16 protein-coding genes and 1 pseudogene are annotated in these 16,331 nt (G+C 41.9%); 16 read left to right on the forward strand and 1 reads right to left on the reverse strand.

Annotation, left to right across the window (positions count from 1 at the left end; all coding sequences use genetic code 11):
- Positions 1–30: 30 nt before the first annotated feature.
- The 13 genes and pseudogenes from ACFVQB_RS20110 to ACFVQB_RS20170 all read left to right on the forward strand — a co-directional run bounded on the left by ACFVQB_RS20110 (position 31) and on the right by ACFVQB_RS20170 (position 12,552).
- Complete coding sequence (locus ACFVQB_RS20110) at positions 31–354, forward strand: site-specific integrase (protein ID WP_379442729.1); 324 nt, start codon at positions 31–33, stop codon at positions 352–354.
- Positions 354–695 (forward strand): tyrosine-type recombinase/integrase, encoded by a 342-nt coding sequence (locus ACFVQB_RS20115; RefSeq protein ID WP_379442921.1) that lies wholly within the window; start codon positions 354–356, stop codon positions 693–695. Before ACFVQB_RS20110 ends, ACFVQB_RS20115 begins: the two co-directional genes overlap by 1 nt.
- Positions 696–1,047: 352 nt before the next feature.
- Positions 1,048–1,638, forward strand: a complete 591-nt coding sequence (locus ACFVQB_RS20120) for a TetR/AcrR family transcriptional regulator (RefSeq protein WP_379442732.1) — start codon at positions 1,048–1,050, stop codon at positions 1,636–1,638.
- Between the two features lie 85 nt (positions 1,639–1,723).
- Complete coding sequence (locus tag ACFVQB_RS20125) at positions 1,724–3,094, forward strand: MFS transporter (RefSeq protein WP_379442735.1); 1,371 nt, start codon at positions 1,724–1,726, stop codon at positions 3,092–3,094.
- A 398-nt stretch (positions 3,095–3,492) separates the two neighbouring features.
- A complete protein-coding gene (locus tag ACFVQB_RS20130) occupies positions 3,493–3,894 on the forward strand; it encodes a DUF7674 family protein (RefSeq protein WP_379442737.1) in 402 nt (133 codons plus the stop codon).
- Positions 3,895–4,331: 437 nt separating this feature from the next.
- Entirely contained in the window at positions 4,332–4,580 is a 249-nt protein-coding gene (locus ACFVQB_RS20135; protein ID WP_379442740.1) for an NAD(P)H-binding protein, read from the forward strand.
- Between the two features lie 492 nt (positions 4,581–5,072).
- Positions 5,073–5,451, forward strand: a pseudogene (locus tag ACFVQB_RS34565) (IS1634 family transposase); the annotation flags it as partial.
- A gap of 231 nt (positions 5,452–5,682) precedes the next feature.
- Complete coding sequence (locus tag ACFVQB_RS20145; protein WP_379442747.1) at positions 5,683–7,728, forward strand: BglG family transcription antiterminator; 2,046 nt, start codon at positions 5,683–5,685, stop codon at positions 7,726–7,728.
- On the forward strand, positions 7,725–8,006 hold the full coding sequence (locus tag ACFVQB_RS20150; protein ID WP_379442751.1) for a PTS sugar transporter subunit IIB: 282 nt from the start codon (positions 7,725–7,727) through the stop codon (positions 8,004–8,006). Before ACFVQB_RS20145 ends, ACFVQB_RS20150 begins: the two co-directional genes overlap by 4 nt.
- 15 nt (positions 8,007–8,021) lie before the next feature.
- Positions 8,022–9,401, forward strand: a complete 1,380-nt coding sequence (locus tag ACFVQB_RS20155; protein WP_379442754.1) for a PTS ascorbate transporter subunit IIC — start codon at positions 8,022–8,024, stop codon at positions 9,399–9,401.
- Between the two features lie 30 nt (positions 9,402–9,431).
- Complete coding sequence (tkt, locus tag ACFVQB_RS20160; protein ID WP_379442757.1) at positions 9,432–11,453, forward strand: transketolase; 2,022 nt, start codon at positions 9,432–9,434, stop codon at positions 11,451–11,453.
- A gap of 317 nt (positions 11,454–11,770) precedes the next feature.
- Positions 11,771–12,190: a GyrI-like domain-containing protein gene (locus tag ACFVQB_RS20165; RefSeq protein ID WP_379442787.1), complete on the forward strand. Its 420-nt coding sequence runs from the start codon at positions 11,771–11,773 to the stop codon at positions 12,188–12,190.
- 68 nt (positions 12,191–12,258) lie between these two features.
- Positions 12,259–12,552: a DUF554 family protein gene (locus tag ACFVQB_RS20170; protein ID WP_379442792.1), complete on the forward strand. Its 294-nt coding sequence runs from the start codon at positions 12,259–12,261 to the stop codon at positions 12,550–12,552.
- A gap of 233 nt (positions 12,553–12,785) precedes the next feature.
- On the opposite strand, the gene ACFVQB_RS20175 is transcribed toward ACFVQB_RS20170, so the two are convergent.
- Positions 12,786–13,391 carry a TetR/AcrR family transcriptional regulator gene (locus tag ACFVQB_RS20175; RefSeq protein WP_379442797.1) on the reverse strand — a complete coding sequence of 202 codons (606 nt, stop codon included), beginning with the start codon at positions 13,389–13,391 and terminating at the stop codon, positions 12,786–12,788.
- Positions 13,392–13,584: 193 nt separating this feature from the next.
- Between ACFVQB_RS20175 and ACFVQB_RS20180 the strand changes: the two genes are divergently transcribed.
- From ACFVQB_RS20180 to ACFVQB_RS20190, 3 genes are all read left to right on the forward strand, one after another.
- On the forward strand, positions 13,585–14,364 hold the full coding sequence (locus tag ACFVQB_RS20180) for a nuclear transport factor 2 family protein (protein ID WP_379442801.1): 780 nt from the start codon (positions 13,585–13,587) through the stop codon (positions 14,362–14,364).
- Positions 14,365–14,585: 221 nt separating this feature from the next.
- Positions 14,586–14,717 (forward strand): hypothetical protein, encoded by a 132-nt coding sequence (locus ACFVQB_RS20185; protein ID WP_379442805.1) that lies wholly within the window; start codon positions 14,586–14,588, stop codon positions 14,715–14,717.
- Positions 14,705–15,766 (forward strand): YhgE/Pip domain-containing protein, encoded by a 1,062-nt coding sequence (locus ACFVQB_RS20190; protein WP_379442809.1) that lies wholly within the window; start codon positions 14,705–14,707, stop codon positions 15,764–15,766. Before ACFVQB_RS20185 ends, ACFVQB_RS20190 begins: the two co-directional genes overlap by 13 nt.
- Positions 15,767–16,331: the final 565 nt, after the last annotated feature.

The raw sequence follows: 16,331 nt of genomic DNA on the forward strand, positions 1-16,331 counted from the left end.
GAATTAATTGCTCTTATAGGAGGTTTTATTATGATTTTAAGTGAACTTTGGAATCATTATGAGGCAGATAAACGAATTCAAGGGTTGAGCCCGAATACATTGCGTGCGTATGCTTTACAACTCAAGATGTTGGTTTCTGATCTAGGGGATGTAGATATTTCGGGAGTAACTCTAAATCTCTTGAAGGAATACTTAGCAAAGCAATCTGATTGTCTAAAACCAAGCAGCCTAGGGCACCGTATCCGTTTTGTACGTTCCTTATTCGCTTTGCATATGAAGAAACCTATCTATCTAGCAATCCTTCTATTAAACTGCGTGAGCCAAAAATGGAGAAGCGGGTACCTAAGTTTTTGATGGAAGAAGATGTGATTCATTTAAAGATCTCTTGTCAGACCTTACGGGAAAGAGGCCTTCTTGAATTCCTATATTGTACAGGATGTCGTATAGGTGAGGTGGAGAAGTTAAACATTGAGGACTTGAACTGGGAAAACTGCTCGGCTATTGTAAACGGAAAGGGGGCAAAGCAAAGAGAGGTTTACTTCACCACGGAGTGCAAAGTATGGTTGAAGAAGTATTTAGACAGTCGCGAAGACTCGTGTAAAGCCTTATTTGTAACAGATACCAATCCAGTGAAACGTATGGCCATACCGACACTCAGATGGAAATGTCGAGGGACAAGAACATGGTCCCATTGAAGTCGCTATTTTTGCGGCTTTTTTATTTTATCGGTACAAGTTCTTGTCCCGAGCCAAGGACAAGAACTTGTACCGATTGCCGATTAGGCGTGTATCTAACCGTCATCTTGTCCTTCATTTCATTAAACTAACGGGCAGGTTAGTTGAACAAAGGGAACTGACAGTCTTCCTTAGACTGCCATCAAGAAAAACGGATTCTCTATATGAGATTCGGATGAAAAATGAAGGATAAATTGATTATGTAATGAGAAAATCTGAATATGATCTGTTTTTGTTTGACAATTTCATAATCTTTAGCTACTATAGCACCAATGACAGTGTTCACTGACATACTTTGAAAAGAGGAATAGAGATGTCTAACAATACAAAATTAAGCAGCAGAGAGAAATTAATGACAGCAGCCATTGATTTAATTTCGATGAAAGGCTATAGCTGTGTAACCACTCAAGAAATTGCTGCTACTGCTGGCTTAAGTGAAAAAACATTGTTTCGCCAATTTGGTACGAAACAGAACTTATTAGAAACAGCTTTTGACCATTATCACTATTCAGAAGAAATGGCAAAGATATTTAAAGATGAGTTAGTATGGGAACTACAAACAGATTTATTATTGATTAGTAAGACATACCATGAAATTATGAATCGTAATCGTAAAATGATTATGATCAGCATAAAAGAGGAAGATAATTTACCTGGCTTTCGAGAACGAACAATAAAACATCCTCGTCAACTGATGGAGGTGTTAACTAATTACTTTAAAACAATGTATGACCAAGGAAAATTGGTTGAGACGAATCCTGAACTACAAGCCTTTTCTTTCATGGCATTGAATTATGGTACGTTTATAAACCATCTGGATGCACGATCTCATTTTCCGTCTCTCTCTTTGGAAGATATTATTAAAGAAAGTGTGTGGATCTACTCTAGGGCATTAACTCCCTAGTTTTTTTACAACATTTATGTCAGTAAGTACTGACAGTCATTTTAGTTATTTAATCCAAACACATTAAAGAATTGAGGTAGTTCATTTGAATACAAAAGCTGCTACAACCAATGAAACGGGTCCACTGTTACTCCGTGTTCTAATTTTCACACTTATTATTTCAGTCATGAATGGAACGATGTTTAATGTCGTATTGCCAGTAATCAGCAAAGAATTTCAACTTTCTGCATCACAAGTAACTTGGATTGTATCAGGCTATTTGATTGTGTACGCCATAGGTACTGTTACTTATGGAAAATTGACAGATAAATTTAGTATTAAAAGTTTAATTACATTTGGTCTTTTACTTCTGGCAGCTGGTTCTCTTGTGGGAGTAGCTGCTACACAGTATTGGATGATCATCGTCGCACGTATCTTGCAAGCCGCTGGTGCGGCTGTCATACCTGCGTTGGCTATGATAATTCCTGTTCGTTTTTTTTCACCTGAGAAGCGTGGGCACGCCTTGGGGACATCTGCAATCGGGACTGCTCTTGGAGCAGCACTTGGTCCAATTATCGCCGGATTCGTATCAAGTGCTCTGAATTGGAAGTTTCTCTTTGTGATACCTTTGTTTTCTCTTTTTGCGTTACCTTTTTATAGAAGGTATTTGGATGATGAGTCAGTGTCCAATGTAAAAATTGATTATGTTGGCGGTGTTCTGTTAGCAGGGACGGTTGCCACTTTCTTACTTGCACTCTCAAAAGCAAATATTTGGTTGTTAGTGAGCGGAATAATCGTATTAGTATTGTTTATCCTGCGAATTCGCTATGCTTCCGATCCCTTCGTGAATCCAGCAATTTTTAGAAATAAACATTATTCGATGGGGATGGTCATTGCATTTGTACTAGTCGCTGTTGGTTTCGGCATTCCATTTCTGACACCTCTCATGTTGTCGGATGTTAATGGTCTGTCACCTGCATTCACCGGATTCATTATGTTACCTTCAGCTCTTATTACTGCCTTCTTAGGCCGAAAAGGTGGAAAATTAGCTGATGATAAAGGGAATCCGTTTCTACTCTATACTGCATCATCACTTCTAGTTGGTGGTTTCATTATTCTCTCGTCAGTCGCAGGGATGTCGCCTACGTATACTCAAATATTCCTTACCTTAGGTGTACTGGGTCAATCTTATATGCAAATTGCAATGTCAAACACCATTTCACGAACCTTGCCTACGGCTGAGGTTGGAATCGGTATGGGATTACTATCGATGTTTAACTTTATTGCAGCAGCAGTATCCACGGCTATCATTGGTAAGCTACTTGACGGTGGAACAAGTACTGTACACTTGAATCCGTTTGTGCAGGAAAAGATTGCTTTTGCGTACAGTAACATTTTGCTGGCGCTAGCTGCGGTAGTCGTTTTAATGACAGTTCTTTATTATTTTCAATTTGGACGTAGATTGAGCAATAAATAAACACCTAATTAGGAAAGGAGGTGAGGTCAACGAATAATCGGCAATTCTAGATTAATAATCATTTCAGAGTCTAAGATTATCTGAGGTTAAAAAAATTTCTTCAGTGCATGGTTTGATTTAAAAATAAAAGAATAATTGTCGAGGGACAAGAACATTGTCCCATTGAAGTCGCTATTTTAGCGGCTTTTTTATTTATCGGTATAAGTTCTTGTCCCAAGCCAAGGACAAGAACATGTTCCTATTGCCGGTTAGGCGTATATCTAATCGTCATCTTGCCCTTCAATTCATTAAACTAACGGGCAGGATAGTTTAACAAATAAGTCGAAGAGTTAAGAGGGATTAACCTTGCTTAAGGAGGAGAGAGATGACGTTGAATTATAAAAAACGTTGTTCACGAAATGCGTGGGCTATTGCCGGTATTAAATAATTTATACATAAAAGAGCTAAATGAACTATGGAAAGAAGAGGGGGAGGTTCCACCTCACGTTGCATTTGGCAATATACTGAATCCGTATTTAATCAACCTACTCCAAGTAAACCATGAATTAACCAAAAGTGAGGAAAAATTACTTGTTATAATTTTTGGATTTATTGAACAAATGGCTTTAAGTAATGATGTTGATGTTCGAAATGTTGTAAGTGTAACCGTTATGGCTCGGCTAGGCGACGATACAACAGTTTTGACTAACGCCTTGAAATATCTAGGGAAAAAAACAAAAGTATTGTCTAAAGAAATTGAGGCGAGTTATGGAAGAAGTGGCAATCTAAAGATTCTAGATTCAACTATCGGGAAATTTTAGTTTAACTAAGATGCCGTTATTAATCTTATGTATCAATACATTTGAGCTTACAGGCTGGATAGCAACCGGCGGTGATGGACTTGATAGTTGAAATTGATGGTTATTTTGAAAATGTACTTATCATCGGCAAGACATGTTCAATTTCGGAATTAAGAAAGAAATTTATAGTTACGAATGGAAGTTCAAAGTCTATTTTTTTAACTTGGGCTTAAATACCGAACTGACCGAAATTCAGATGACGTGTATAACTAAGCAAAAAACAACCGCTTAATATATCGGTTGTTTTTTGCTGTATTAAGGGGCTTTGTGGTAATTGAGACCAAGTAATTATTGTCCTACAAACTATGTTCTTGTCCTTCGATACGAGGAGGAGCATTTGGAACGAACGGTTTCACTGAAATATTGATAAATAAACGACAGATTGGCGAAATTTAAAAATGAAAATCGGCGTAAACGGAGCAAGCGGACAACTCGGTATAGCTACAGTAAAACATTTGTCAGAGCAGGGAAATGGGCATAGCATTATGGCTATAACTAGATCGCCTGAAAAAATCAGCGAAGAAGGCGTTGAAGCACGCTTCGGGGATTACGATCAACCCGCATTTCTACTGGAGGCATACAAAGGTTTAGATCGCCTTTTGCTAACCCCTTCTATGAGTTTGCGGCCTGGGGCACGTGCGGCGTAAAACATAGCAGCAATTGATGCGGCTGTCGAAGCCGGTGTGACCCACATTGTACTAATGTCATCTGCTGGAGCACGAAACGTACAAAAATCGAACATTGGATACGACTATTAGATCAGCGAGCAATATTTGATGAGAACGGCTCTGAACTGGAGCATTCTGAGAATGAGCTATTATACGTAATCAATCATAACGGAAGCCCAAATGTCTTTGGAGATGGTGTACTGGAATAACCGAAAACAAAGTCAGCTTCGTCTCGCGAGACGATCTCGCTGCGGCAGCAGCAGGCCTTCTGGCTGGTGAGGGTCACAATGTTCTGAGTGGCTGGGGGAGATCCGTTCCGGCATACGCATGGAAGCACTGACTCCCGAAGCAAGCGCAAAATTACACGACTTTAAAAAATATCGGCTCAATTCATGTCTGCTGACAAATATGTATTCGTGCTCCTTTATGGAATCTTTCTTTTCCAGCGATAATGAAGTAGGACGCTGCTGGGCCGAACAGGAGTATTTGGCCTGCGATACGACCACCTTGTCCAGCTATTAGGAAAGCTTGAAAGAAGTAAAATATGGAAAAACAAGGATGCGATCTGCTTCCTAAAATGAATCTGTCGCTCCTGTTCGGCGGAGTATCGAATTTGCCGTTTTACTACCGCAAACTGCCTGGAAATATTTCGGACGTGTTGACGATTTAAAAGCTAATGACTGACATGGGCTTTTTCGCGTACAAGAAGATCAAGCTTGTCATGGACCGCGGCTTCTACAGTGAGGCGAACATCAACGCGCTGTACTGACATCATCTAAAATTTCTGATTGGTATCAACGTAACGCTGAAATACGTGCAACAGGAACTGGAATACGCCAGGCCGCACCTTGGCTCTTCCGAGGTTGAAAAGGGAGAGCAGCCACTGGGTAAAGGTGAAGGTTCTATACTTGTAATTCGATGAAGTATTAAGGAAGTGAAAAGGTAGTTTTTCGAACGGGATTGTACCTGTTGGTATATTTTTAGTCCAATGTGTATCTCCATTCTGCAACACAGATTGGATTCAACGTTTGTTAAATTGTTAAAAGTTCTATCGTATAATAAACCGCGAGGAGGATAAGAAATGTTTGATCATAGATCATTGCAGATGCTTAATCAGATGATTCATTATCCGAAGTTGTCAATTCCCGATTTGCGGCTTCAAATGAATCTTTCACCCAGACAATTTGCTTATTCTCTCGATAAGCTGAATGACGCATTGAAAAAATTAAATTTGCCAATGGTTCAGGTGAATCAGACAAGCTTTACGATCGACGAGCAACTAAAAGAATACTGGAAGCAGGAGGAAGTAGCACTTAATCGCAAGCAATTGATTTTCCAGGAGAATGAACGATTGTACCTGATTTATCTGTATACGTATATCCGCCGGGAACAGGTTGCGGCAATCCATTATCAATCGCTACTCCAGGTTAGCCGGAATACGGCACTGGCTGATATCAAGAAGTTTCGTGCACTTTGCGAAGGTACAGGTGTCAAGCTATCGTATAACCGGACAGACGGCTTCTTTCTGGAAGGAGAAGAACGCTATAAACGCCGGTTCGCCTCGGTTTGCATCGGGTCACTTCTTCAGTTGCCAATGGGCCGTTCTGGATTACAGCTTGTGCTGGCTAGCTGGAAATATGAAGACACGAGCAAAATCATTAGGCAGCAACTAAACGAAATGGCGGAAGCGTATACAATTGATTTTGTCGGTAATCGGCTGGATCAATTGGTATATGAATTGATGTTTCTGCAATGTCGATACGGGCGGCATACCTTGATACTGCCGAAAACGCAAATCCAATTAATTAAAACCCAGCGTCTTTTTCAAATGGGTCAAACTTTAGCCGCTTATTTATTCCAAGAAGTGTCGGAGACAGAGATTATTTACCTGACCATTCAATTGCTATCCGCTGCTCAAGGCATATCTCAACTTCATTTTGATGAAAAGCTTAGCCATATCTCAAACGTAATTATTCAAGAAGTTGAGCGGTTAACATTGGTCCCATTTAAGGAAAAACATAATCTGCAATTGACGCTCTACAGACATTTGGTGCCGGCTTATTTCAGAATAATATGTGAAGTGCCTCTATCTAATCCTTTGATTGATACGATTAAGACAGAACATGGCGTATTGTTCAGATTGGTCAAACAGGCCTTGCAACCCCTTTCCGAGTATACAGGGCAGATAATCTCTGATGAAGAAGTTGGTTACTTTACGATCTTGTTTGGTGGCCATGTCCGTAAGCTAGAGTCCAAAACCAGAGTGTATCGGGCGACTATCGTTTGTCCGAATGGAATTAGTTCCTCCATGATGCTGCATACCCAGCTGCGCGAGTTGTTTCCAAACTTGCATTTTACGGAATTCCACTCTGTCGCCGAGATGGAACAGATCTCACAGGAAAGTTACGATATGATTTTTTCAACTATTTATTTGGAATCTCCGAAACCTGTATATCTGACGCGGCCAGTGTTGACTGCCCTGGAGGAAGAGTATTTACAGCAGGCTGTCACAGCCGACTTTAATTTGCCTGATCAGACCTCTATCCCCATTGATGAGCTGATGGCAACGATACGCAAACATGCCACGATAAAAAATGAAAGAGCACTTTACGAAGATCTGACCAAACATATACGAAAAAGCTATTATACGGAGAGGAGCTATGCCCCCATGCTTTCTGAGCTTTTAACTGCGGATAAAATTCATTTCACGGATGCTTCGGTTGACTGGAGAGAAGCCATTCGCTTGACGGCAAAACCATTGGAGGATCAAAACTACATTACCAAAGACTATATCCAGGCGATGATTGATCGAGTAGTGGAAATAGGTCCTTTTATTCATGTCGGAAAAGGAATCGCAATTCCTCACGCCAGACCAGAACAAGGTGTAGAGAAGCTGGGCATGTCGCTGCTGCGGTTTAAGGAGCCCGTACTGCTGCTTGATCAGGAGGAACATGCAATTGATATGTTTATCTGTCTGGCAGCTATTGATAATAAAATGCATTTAAGAGCTTTAACGGAATTAACATCGTTTCTTGTCAATGAAGAATCCTTGCAGCGCTTGAAAGATGCGACAACTGCAGAAGAGATTATCGCCATGTTGCAAAAAAAAGGAGAAGATGATAAATGAAAATTTTAACGGTATGTGGTTCAGGATTGGGAACAAGCTTCATGGTAGAGATGAACATCCAACAGCTATTAAACGAAATGGGAGTAAGCGGGGTTGAGGTCGATCACTCCGATTTAGGATCTGCAACATCGGACAGTGCAGATGTATTCTTCCTTGCCAAAGACATTGCAGAGGGTGGTGCAAGCTTGGGGAATGTAGTGGTCCTGGATAATATCATTGATCTTGTTGAGCTCAGAACGAAATTAACAGCTGTTCTGCAACAATATAATTTGCTGTAAGAGGAGTGGGCAAGAATGGATAAACTTCTAAAAGTATTGGTTGACATATTAAGTGAACCTTCCGTAATCATCGCTTTAATTGCTCTCGTCGGTCTGCTTGCTCAGCGGAAAAGCTTCTCCGACACCCTTCGAGGTACGATAAAAACATTTGTCGGATTTCTCGTTATTTCGGCGGGCGCCGGTGTCCTATCAGGAGCACTGGCACCGTTTGGCGATATGTTTAAAGCCGCCTTTAATGTAAACGGTGTCGTGCCGAATAATGAAGCCATTGTTGCTCTTGCTGTAAATGAATACGGTTCCTCCACAGCATTAATTATGTTTTTCGGTATGATTGTAAATCTGCTTATCGCAAGGTTCACCAGATTTAAATACATCTTCCTTACCGGTCACATTACACTGTATATGTCCTGTATGATTGCCATCATCTTGACGGTGAGCGGTTTCACATCCGTATCTTTGATTCTTTTCGGCGCTCTCACTGTCGGTATATTTATGTCACTATCTCCGGCAATCGTTCAACCTTTTATGCGTAAATTAACAGGTAATGACAATGTCGCCTTGGGTCATTCCGGTGCGCTCGGCTTTGCTGTTGGTGGCTGGGTCGGGATGCTGGTCAGAGGTAAGAAGGAGAGTGTCTCCACCGAAAAAATCAATTTTCCCAAAGGACTCGGTTTTTTACGGGACAGTACGGTCAGTATTGCCCTGACGATGGCTGTGTTCTATGTAATAGTAGCTCTTTTTGCGGGCCCTGAATATGTAGAAAGTACTCTAAGCGACGGGAAAAACTATATTATATTTGCCTTACTTAAGGCAGGACTGTTCTCTGCAGGTGTCTTTGTGATCTTGTCTGGCGTACGTTTGGTGCTTGCGGAAATAGTGCCGGCATTTAAAGGGATCTCCAATAAAATTGTACCGAATTCCAAACCGGCACTCGATGTTCCTATCATTTATACGTATGCTCCAAACGCAGTATTAATCGGTTTTTTCTCCAGTTTTGCCGGCGGTATTGTAAGCATGCTGATCATGGCAGCGACCGGAGGCGTTGTAATTCTGCCGGGGGTTGTTCCACATTTCTTTACCGGTTCGGCAGCAGGTGTGTTCGGAAATACAACAGGCGGCGTACGTGGCGCGGTTCTCGGAGCTTTTGTGAATGGTTTACTGATCAGCTTCATGCCAATCCTGTTGCTTCCTGCGTTTGGTGATCTTGGACTCGCTAATGCTACATTCTCTGATTCCGACTTTGGTGTAGTTGGGATGTTCTTGAGCGGATTATTCAACATGGGCGGCAAAACGTTAATTATGGCAGGCATCGGAATTGTATTGCTGATCATGCTACTCGTAAGTCTGCGTAAACAGGATAGTGCTCCGCCACAAAATAATACACAACAAAACTAAATAATCTAATTGGGAAAAGAGGTTGTACAAATGGAATTTGATGCACGCGATCTACAAGCGGTAACAGCGATAAGGACTTTATCACTGGATGCAATTGATAAAGCAAACTCAGGGCATCCCGGTCTGCCTTTGGGAGCAGCCCCTATGGCTTATGCTCTTTGGTCACAAGCATTGCGGATAAGCCCTGCGAATCCCAAATGGGAGAATAGAGACCGGTTTGTTCTATCTGCGGGGCATGGATCAGCGCTGTTGTACAGCTTATTGCATTTATCCGGGTTTGACGTGACGATTGAAGATTTGCGGCAGTTCCGACAATTAGGCTCAAGAACACCCGGACACCCAGAAGTGGGTCACACCGACGGTGTGGATGCAACAACAGGCCCGCTTGGACAAGGAGTCGCAATGGCTGTTGGCATGGCTCTGGCTGAAAGACATTTGGCAGGCATATATAATAAAGAATCGTTCCCTATCGTTAATCATTACACGTATTGTTTATGCGGGGACGGGGATCTGATGGAGGGAGTGGCTAATGAAGCGATTTCCCATGCCGGACATGAGCAACTGGATAAGTTAATCGTATTATACGATTCAAATGATATTTCACTGGATGGACAATTAAGCCACTCCTTCTCGGAGAATGTAAAGCAGCGGTTTGAGGCTAGCGGTTGGCAGCATTTATTGGTTACCGACGGGAATGATTTGGCGGAAATTACAGCAGCCATTGAATTAGCCCGAGAGAATCATACCCAGCCTTCGATTATTGAGGTAAAAACGGTTATAGGTTATGGATCACCGAATGCGGGAACTCATAAAGTCCACGGTTCTCCGCTTGGAGAGGCAGGTTCTGCAGCCGCCAAACTCAGCTATCAGTGGGATCTGCCGGCATTTGTTGTGCCGGACGAGGTCTATGCGCAGTTTCGAGCAAGAGTCGCAGATAGAGGCACCGAATCAGAAGCTGAATGGCAGGCGCTTATGGTTAAATATGAACAGAATTATCCGGAGTTGGCCAAGCTATTTAAAGACAGCCACCGGAATGTACTACCGTCCAATTGGATCGAAGTGGTGGAAACTTATGAGGCTAGCTCCAGTAAAGCGGGCCGGGATACAAGTAGTGATCTTCTGAATTTGATTGCAGGGCAGGTTCCCTATTTGTTTGGCGGCTCGGCGGATCTGGCAAGCTCGAATAAAACATTGATCGCCGGCGATCAGCGCTTTTGCAAATCAGATCCGGCCGCACGCAACATCTGGTTTGGTGTCCGCGAGTTTGCAATGGGCGCGGAAATGAACGGTATTGCGCTGCATGGCGGTTTAAAAGTGTATGGTGGAACGTTCTTTGTCTTCTCTGATTATCTCAAAGCAGCTATTCGCTTGGCAGCGCTGCAGCAGTTGCCTGTTATTTATATCCTGACCCATGATTCCATCATTGTCGGAGAAGACGGACCTACACATGAACCGATAGAACAATTAGCCGGTTTACGGGCTATGCCGAACTTGCATGTGATTCGACCTGCAGATGGCAATGAAGTAGCCGCTGCATGGCAGGTAGCGATAACATCCACAACGACTCCGACTGCTCTGGTTCTGACCCGGCAAGCCCTGCCGATCCTTGAGGGCAGCTTTGAAAAAGCGCCTGAAGGCGTCAAGCGGGGCGGATATGTATTATCGCCAGCTTCCAAGGAAGTGCCCGATTTGATTCTGATTGCGAGTGGTTCAGAAGTGGCGCTAGCTGTTCAAGCACAAAGTGTGTTGGAGAATGAAGGTGTCTCAGCATCGGTCGTAAGCTTGCCGAATACTTCTGCTTTTGATAAACAGGACGATGCTTACAAAGAAGCGGTTCTGCCGAATGCAGTGCGCGCCCGCGTCGGTATTGAAATGGGGGCAAGCTTCGGTTGGGAGCGGTATATCGGACTTGACGGGAAAATGCTGGCCATCGACCGATTCGGTGCATCGGGCAAAGGAACGGAAGTTGTAGAAGCTTACGGATTTACTTCGGAGAACCTTGTAGCTTTGGCTCACGGAGTACTTGCTTTACAGAAGGAAACAATTCAATAATTATATTGAATGAATTTAGACATTTACTGATTCCTAAAATGAACAAGAAGAACTTATTCTATCAAACGATAACTGAGACATTTTGGTGATATATTTGAGATTGATTTAAGTGCAGTAATAGCAAAGATCCTTGCTATTACTGCACTTTTTTATTTTATTGTGGGATAGAAGGGAAGCAGAATCCTTAGAGTGACTCATATTCTGTGAGCTTTGTTTGATCAATTGAGTTTTTAACTGAAACTCCTTGATCTGGGGGCAGTAATACCTAAAATTAGCGTTGTATGAATGAAATGAACCAATTGAAAGAGTGACGAATAATGCTGAAACAAAAGATTCATCGAAACGAGAATCTTGAAATGCCTATACGTTTTTTAGAGAATAGTAACAATTTGAAATCCAGCATTTTTCTCGGACAAGTTGGTCTAACTATTTCAATTAAAGAGTTAGAACTAGGGAATATTCAGGAGTACAATTCCTTATTTGTATTCGTTAATCCGGACAATCAGTTGAACTTTAATAGTAGCGTAAAGTGTCTTCCTAAAAACAAGTACCTGACCTTTCATTTTGTAGGCACACATGCAGATGCAGCACCTTATTATGAAAAATTATTACTATATATTAAGCAGTGCGGGTATTCTGTGGTTGATGACGTAATTGAGATTACTTACATCGATTATGGGCTCACAAACAACATTTCTAGATTCGTTACCGAGATTCAAATTCCCCTAAACCATTAATTATCTATTGACCCTCCATCTACTGGAGGGTTTATTTTAAGGGAAATAAGTTTTAGGAGAGAGAATAAATGATCGGAACCATCGTTAATGTAATAGCAATAATTATAGGTAGTATGGTAGGAACATTATTTAAAAAGGGATTGAAAACGTCGTGGCAAGGCTTACTTTTCTTATTAGCACATGTTTTATCCGGTTTAATTACTCCAGTGCTGCTAACTGAAATATCGATTGTAGGAGGAATTCTTATTTTTTGCTCTGGATTAAGTATACTTGGCATTCGTAAATTCAATTCACTCAATTTAATTCCATCATTGGTAATTCCACTTTTATTTTTTATCTTTAAAAGTGCTGTAGGGATTTAGCTGAAAATTCTCCAATGAAGAGAGGATGAGTAAAGATTTCTAAATGGAGCTCGCGAAGTGTGATAAAGTTCTACTTACGATATTGTTGAGTAAATTACTTCAATGCATAAAACGATAAGACAAAACAAGCATTAGTACTTGTTAGTGGAATAATATACTCATTAAAGAGCAGGTACTTCGGTATCCTGCTCTTTTTATTAAGCTAACGGGCAGAATGGCGCCTCTCGCTAATTTTAATCCTCGAGTTGGATGCCGGAAGCTTTCAAATGCCCATAGGTAACAATTCTACTAAACTGAGATGCAGCTTCATCCGCAGGAAGAGGCTGATCGTTTTTAATCCACCAAATGACAATCCCCATGAAAGCCGATACGAGATATTCGAGCAGTAATTCCTTGGATATCGATAAATGGGATTGTCCTTGAATAGGACTCCACCCCTCATTTAATTTGTCTTTAATGATATTCTCCATTTTTGCTCGAAACTGATAGATTCTATTCTCTTCAATTAACATGGCATAGTAAAAGGTAGTGTTGAGAGAAATATGTTCCAGTACAGTTTGCATGACAGTCTCAAGTATAGAAATACTGAAGGGATTCATGCCGATGGGACAAAGAACGACGGCATCCTTTAGTTCGCTTAACAATTCATTTATACATGTGTCTAATAAATCGGGTTTATTTTGATAGTGAAGATAAAATGTATTTCGATTGATCATAGCCCGATCAGCAATATCCTGAATCGTTATCGCTTCATATCCTTTTACCTGAATAAGCTCATAAAACGCCTTGCGAATCGATTGTTTAGTACGAAGTATTCTTAGGTCGGTTTTCTTATTCATTATATTCTGTCCCCTTCAATTTATTTAGAGCAGTTAAGCGACAAAGTTTGTTGAGATGTCTGTTATCCTTCAAAACTAATAATATTGAATATTGAGCGTGATATTACTCTCTATTATAATGAGCGATAGATAAATAAACAACACAACGTTCATTATTTATCTAATGACTATAAAATTTTAGGAGGATATACAAATGACATCTAAAAACCAAAATGAGCTTGTCCATAAGGCAATCGCTGTTCTGGAAAGTTTTGAGAGCGGCAATCCCGAAGCAATTATGGCTTACGTTCATCCAGATCAATATATTCAGCACAACCAAGGCTTATCTGATGGTCGTGCCGCCATGCTTGGTGCACTTGACCACTTAAAGGAAATTGGTACGAAGGTAAGTGTTAAGCGTGCTTTGGTCGACGGAGATTATGTGGCACTTCATTCCGTATATGAGTTTTTCGGCTCCAAAATCATCATTGATATTTTCCGTTTTGAGAATGGACTGATCGTTGAACATTGGGACAATATGCAAGAGATGGTGGAACGGACACCAAGCAATCATACGATGATAGACGGACCGGTCACGATAAAGGATATCGACAAGACGGATGCCAACAAAGAATTTGTCAAAAGCTATGTTGAGAACATCTTGCTAGGGAAGAACCCTGGCCTGCTTGCCACTTACTTTGATGGGGATAACTACATTCAGCATAGTCCACATATAGCAGATGGCCTTTCCGGTCTCCATGCTGCATTGCAGGCGCTGAAGAAGAAAAACATTGAATTTGAATATACTCATGTCCATCAGGTGATTGGACAAGGTGATTTTGTTCTTACAGTAAGTGAAGGTCTCTTCGACAATCAACCTACTGCTTTCTACGACATGTTCCGCGTGGAGAATGGAAAGATCGCCGAACATTGGGACGTCATCGAGGCCATTCTGCCGGCAGAAAAAAGAAAGAATTCGAACAGCAGATTTTAAGTTTGGTGCAGCTGAATCGCAAGAAGACATCACTGAATTTAGTTATGGTGATGTCTCTTTGGCATGGTGGAAATACTTGAGTGATAAATTTTGACTTTTTTATATCCAATGAGATTAAGTGAACTTGTGGAGCAGCTATATTTTAAGGTGTTTTACAGTTGAAAATTGCAAGGTTGATCATCAACAATATGTTCATTAAAATAGACGAGGAGTAGCGGATTATGAGAATACTGAAACAAAAAATGACGTGGCTGGGAGTGGCGATCGTCCTGGTCGTGTTGATCGTATTCGGGTTGGCTATGATGGGTTCGGTGCTTGGATCGAAGCCAAGGAGCTTCCGGTGGCCCTTGTAGTCCTTGACCAGCCGGCGGAGCTGGCGACTGGCGGAACGTTTGCGATAGGGGAGATAATTCAAGAGACCTTAGGTTCGAACCCAGCACTACCATTCGTATGGTATGTTGTGGATTCCGAGGAAAAAGCTCGGGAAGGGATGGATAAACGCGATTTTTACGGAGCGGTAGTGCTTCCGGTTGATCTGAGCACCGGATTGCTCTCATTAGCAACTTCTTCGCCGATTCACCCTAATGTGAAGCTCATCACCAACGAGGGGATGAGCACTCAAGCCTCGACGGTCGTAACACAGTCATTGGGGCAAGCGCTGAAAATGATCAACGAAGAACTGTCGCATCAGCTGCTTACGCAGATTGGTCAGCAAAAGGAGCATATTCCGGTTGAGACGGCGAAGGCTTTTATTACACCAATGAACGTTCAAGAGGAAGTGATGCATTCACCGGGGGGGAACAATGCGTCAGGGAGTGCGCCGGCTTTGTTGACTCAGATCATGTGGATCGGCAGCCTGGTGACCGGAATAGTCTTGTTCCTGGCAGGCAAGAAAGTGGTCGACACGGGTTCAAGAAGATGGAGGGTCAGTGCACTGCAAGCAATCGTGGGACTTGTGATCGTAAGCTTTTCATCGGGCTTCACTATTTGGATGGCCACTTCGTGGTACGGCATGGAAATGGCGGATGCAGGGGCAACTTGGTTGTTCTTATGGCTGGTCGGAGCGGCGTTCTTCTTACTGCAATCTTCCTTGCTGAATTGGATCGGATTCCGGGCTATGCCGCTGCTCGTACTACTGATGTTCTTCTCCATCCCGCTTCTGAACATGGCTCCGGAGTTCTTGCCACAGACGACACGAGATTGGATCTATTCATGGACGCCATTGCGGTTCGCAGCAGGAGGGCTGCGGGAAGTGATGTACTTCGGTGGACTGGACGCGGCCTCTTCGAACACCTCTGTATTGTGGGGCGTCATCGGGGGATCTCTGGTGCTACTGCTCGCTTCCGGATTTAAGGCTGGTCGATCGACGGATGCCGTGCCTACTTCTGTTACAGTCGGTTAAAAATGAAGTATGAGCGATCAATGTTACGTTGTCAGTGCGGAAAGTCGCTCCTCCTCAAACGACAATTTCTTTAAGGCATGATTGAGTATAGCAGGGAAGAGAAGTCAAGGTGATATTGATAAAGAGTCTTACAAAAATCTTTAAATATTTCGAAAATATATACTATCTAAACTTTATTCTCATGGATTGTGACATAATAAAGATTTCCAAACATTTCCACAGTCAAGAACATATTTACAATGAAAGCCGCATTATTGCATCTCAAAGTTGCTAATTTTAGCGACTTTTTTCCTTTAAGGGTACAAGTTCTTGTTGTTGATCGGTATTATAAAGCAAAAAAGATCGGATTAAAGGAATTAAGAAACTGTCGGTGGACAAGAACATAGTTCCATTGAAAGTCGCTATTTTAGCGGCTTTCGTATTATCAGGTTAGCCAGTAATTTAAATTGTACCCTCTGTAAAGGACATTTAAAAAAAGGTTAGGCAACTTCTTTAAGCTGCTGTCTGTATTTTGCAGGCGGTAGCTTTTTTAAATTCCATTGCCCTCGATAATGATTGTAGTAAA

Origin of the sequence: Paenibacillus sp. NPDC057886, assembly GCF_042796655.1 — a bacterium.
Taxonomy (GTDB): domain Bacteria; phylum Bacillota; class Bacilli; order Paenibacillales; family Paenibacillaceae; genus Paenibacillus.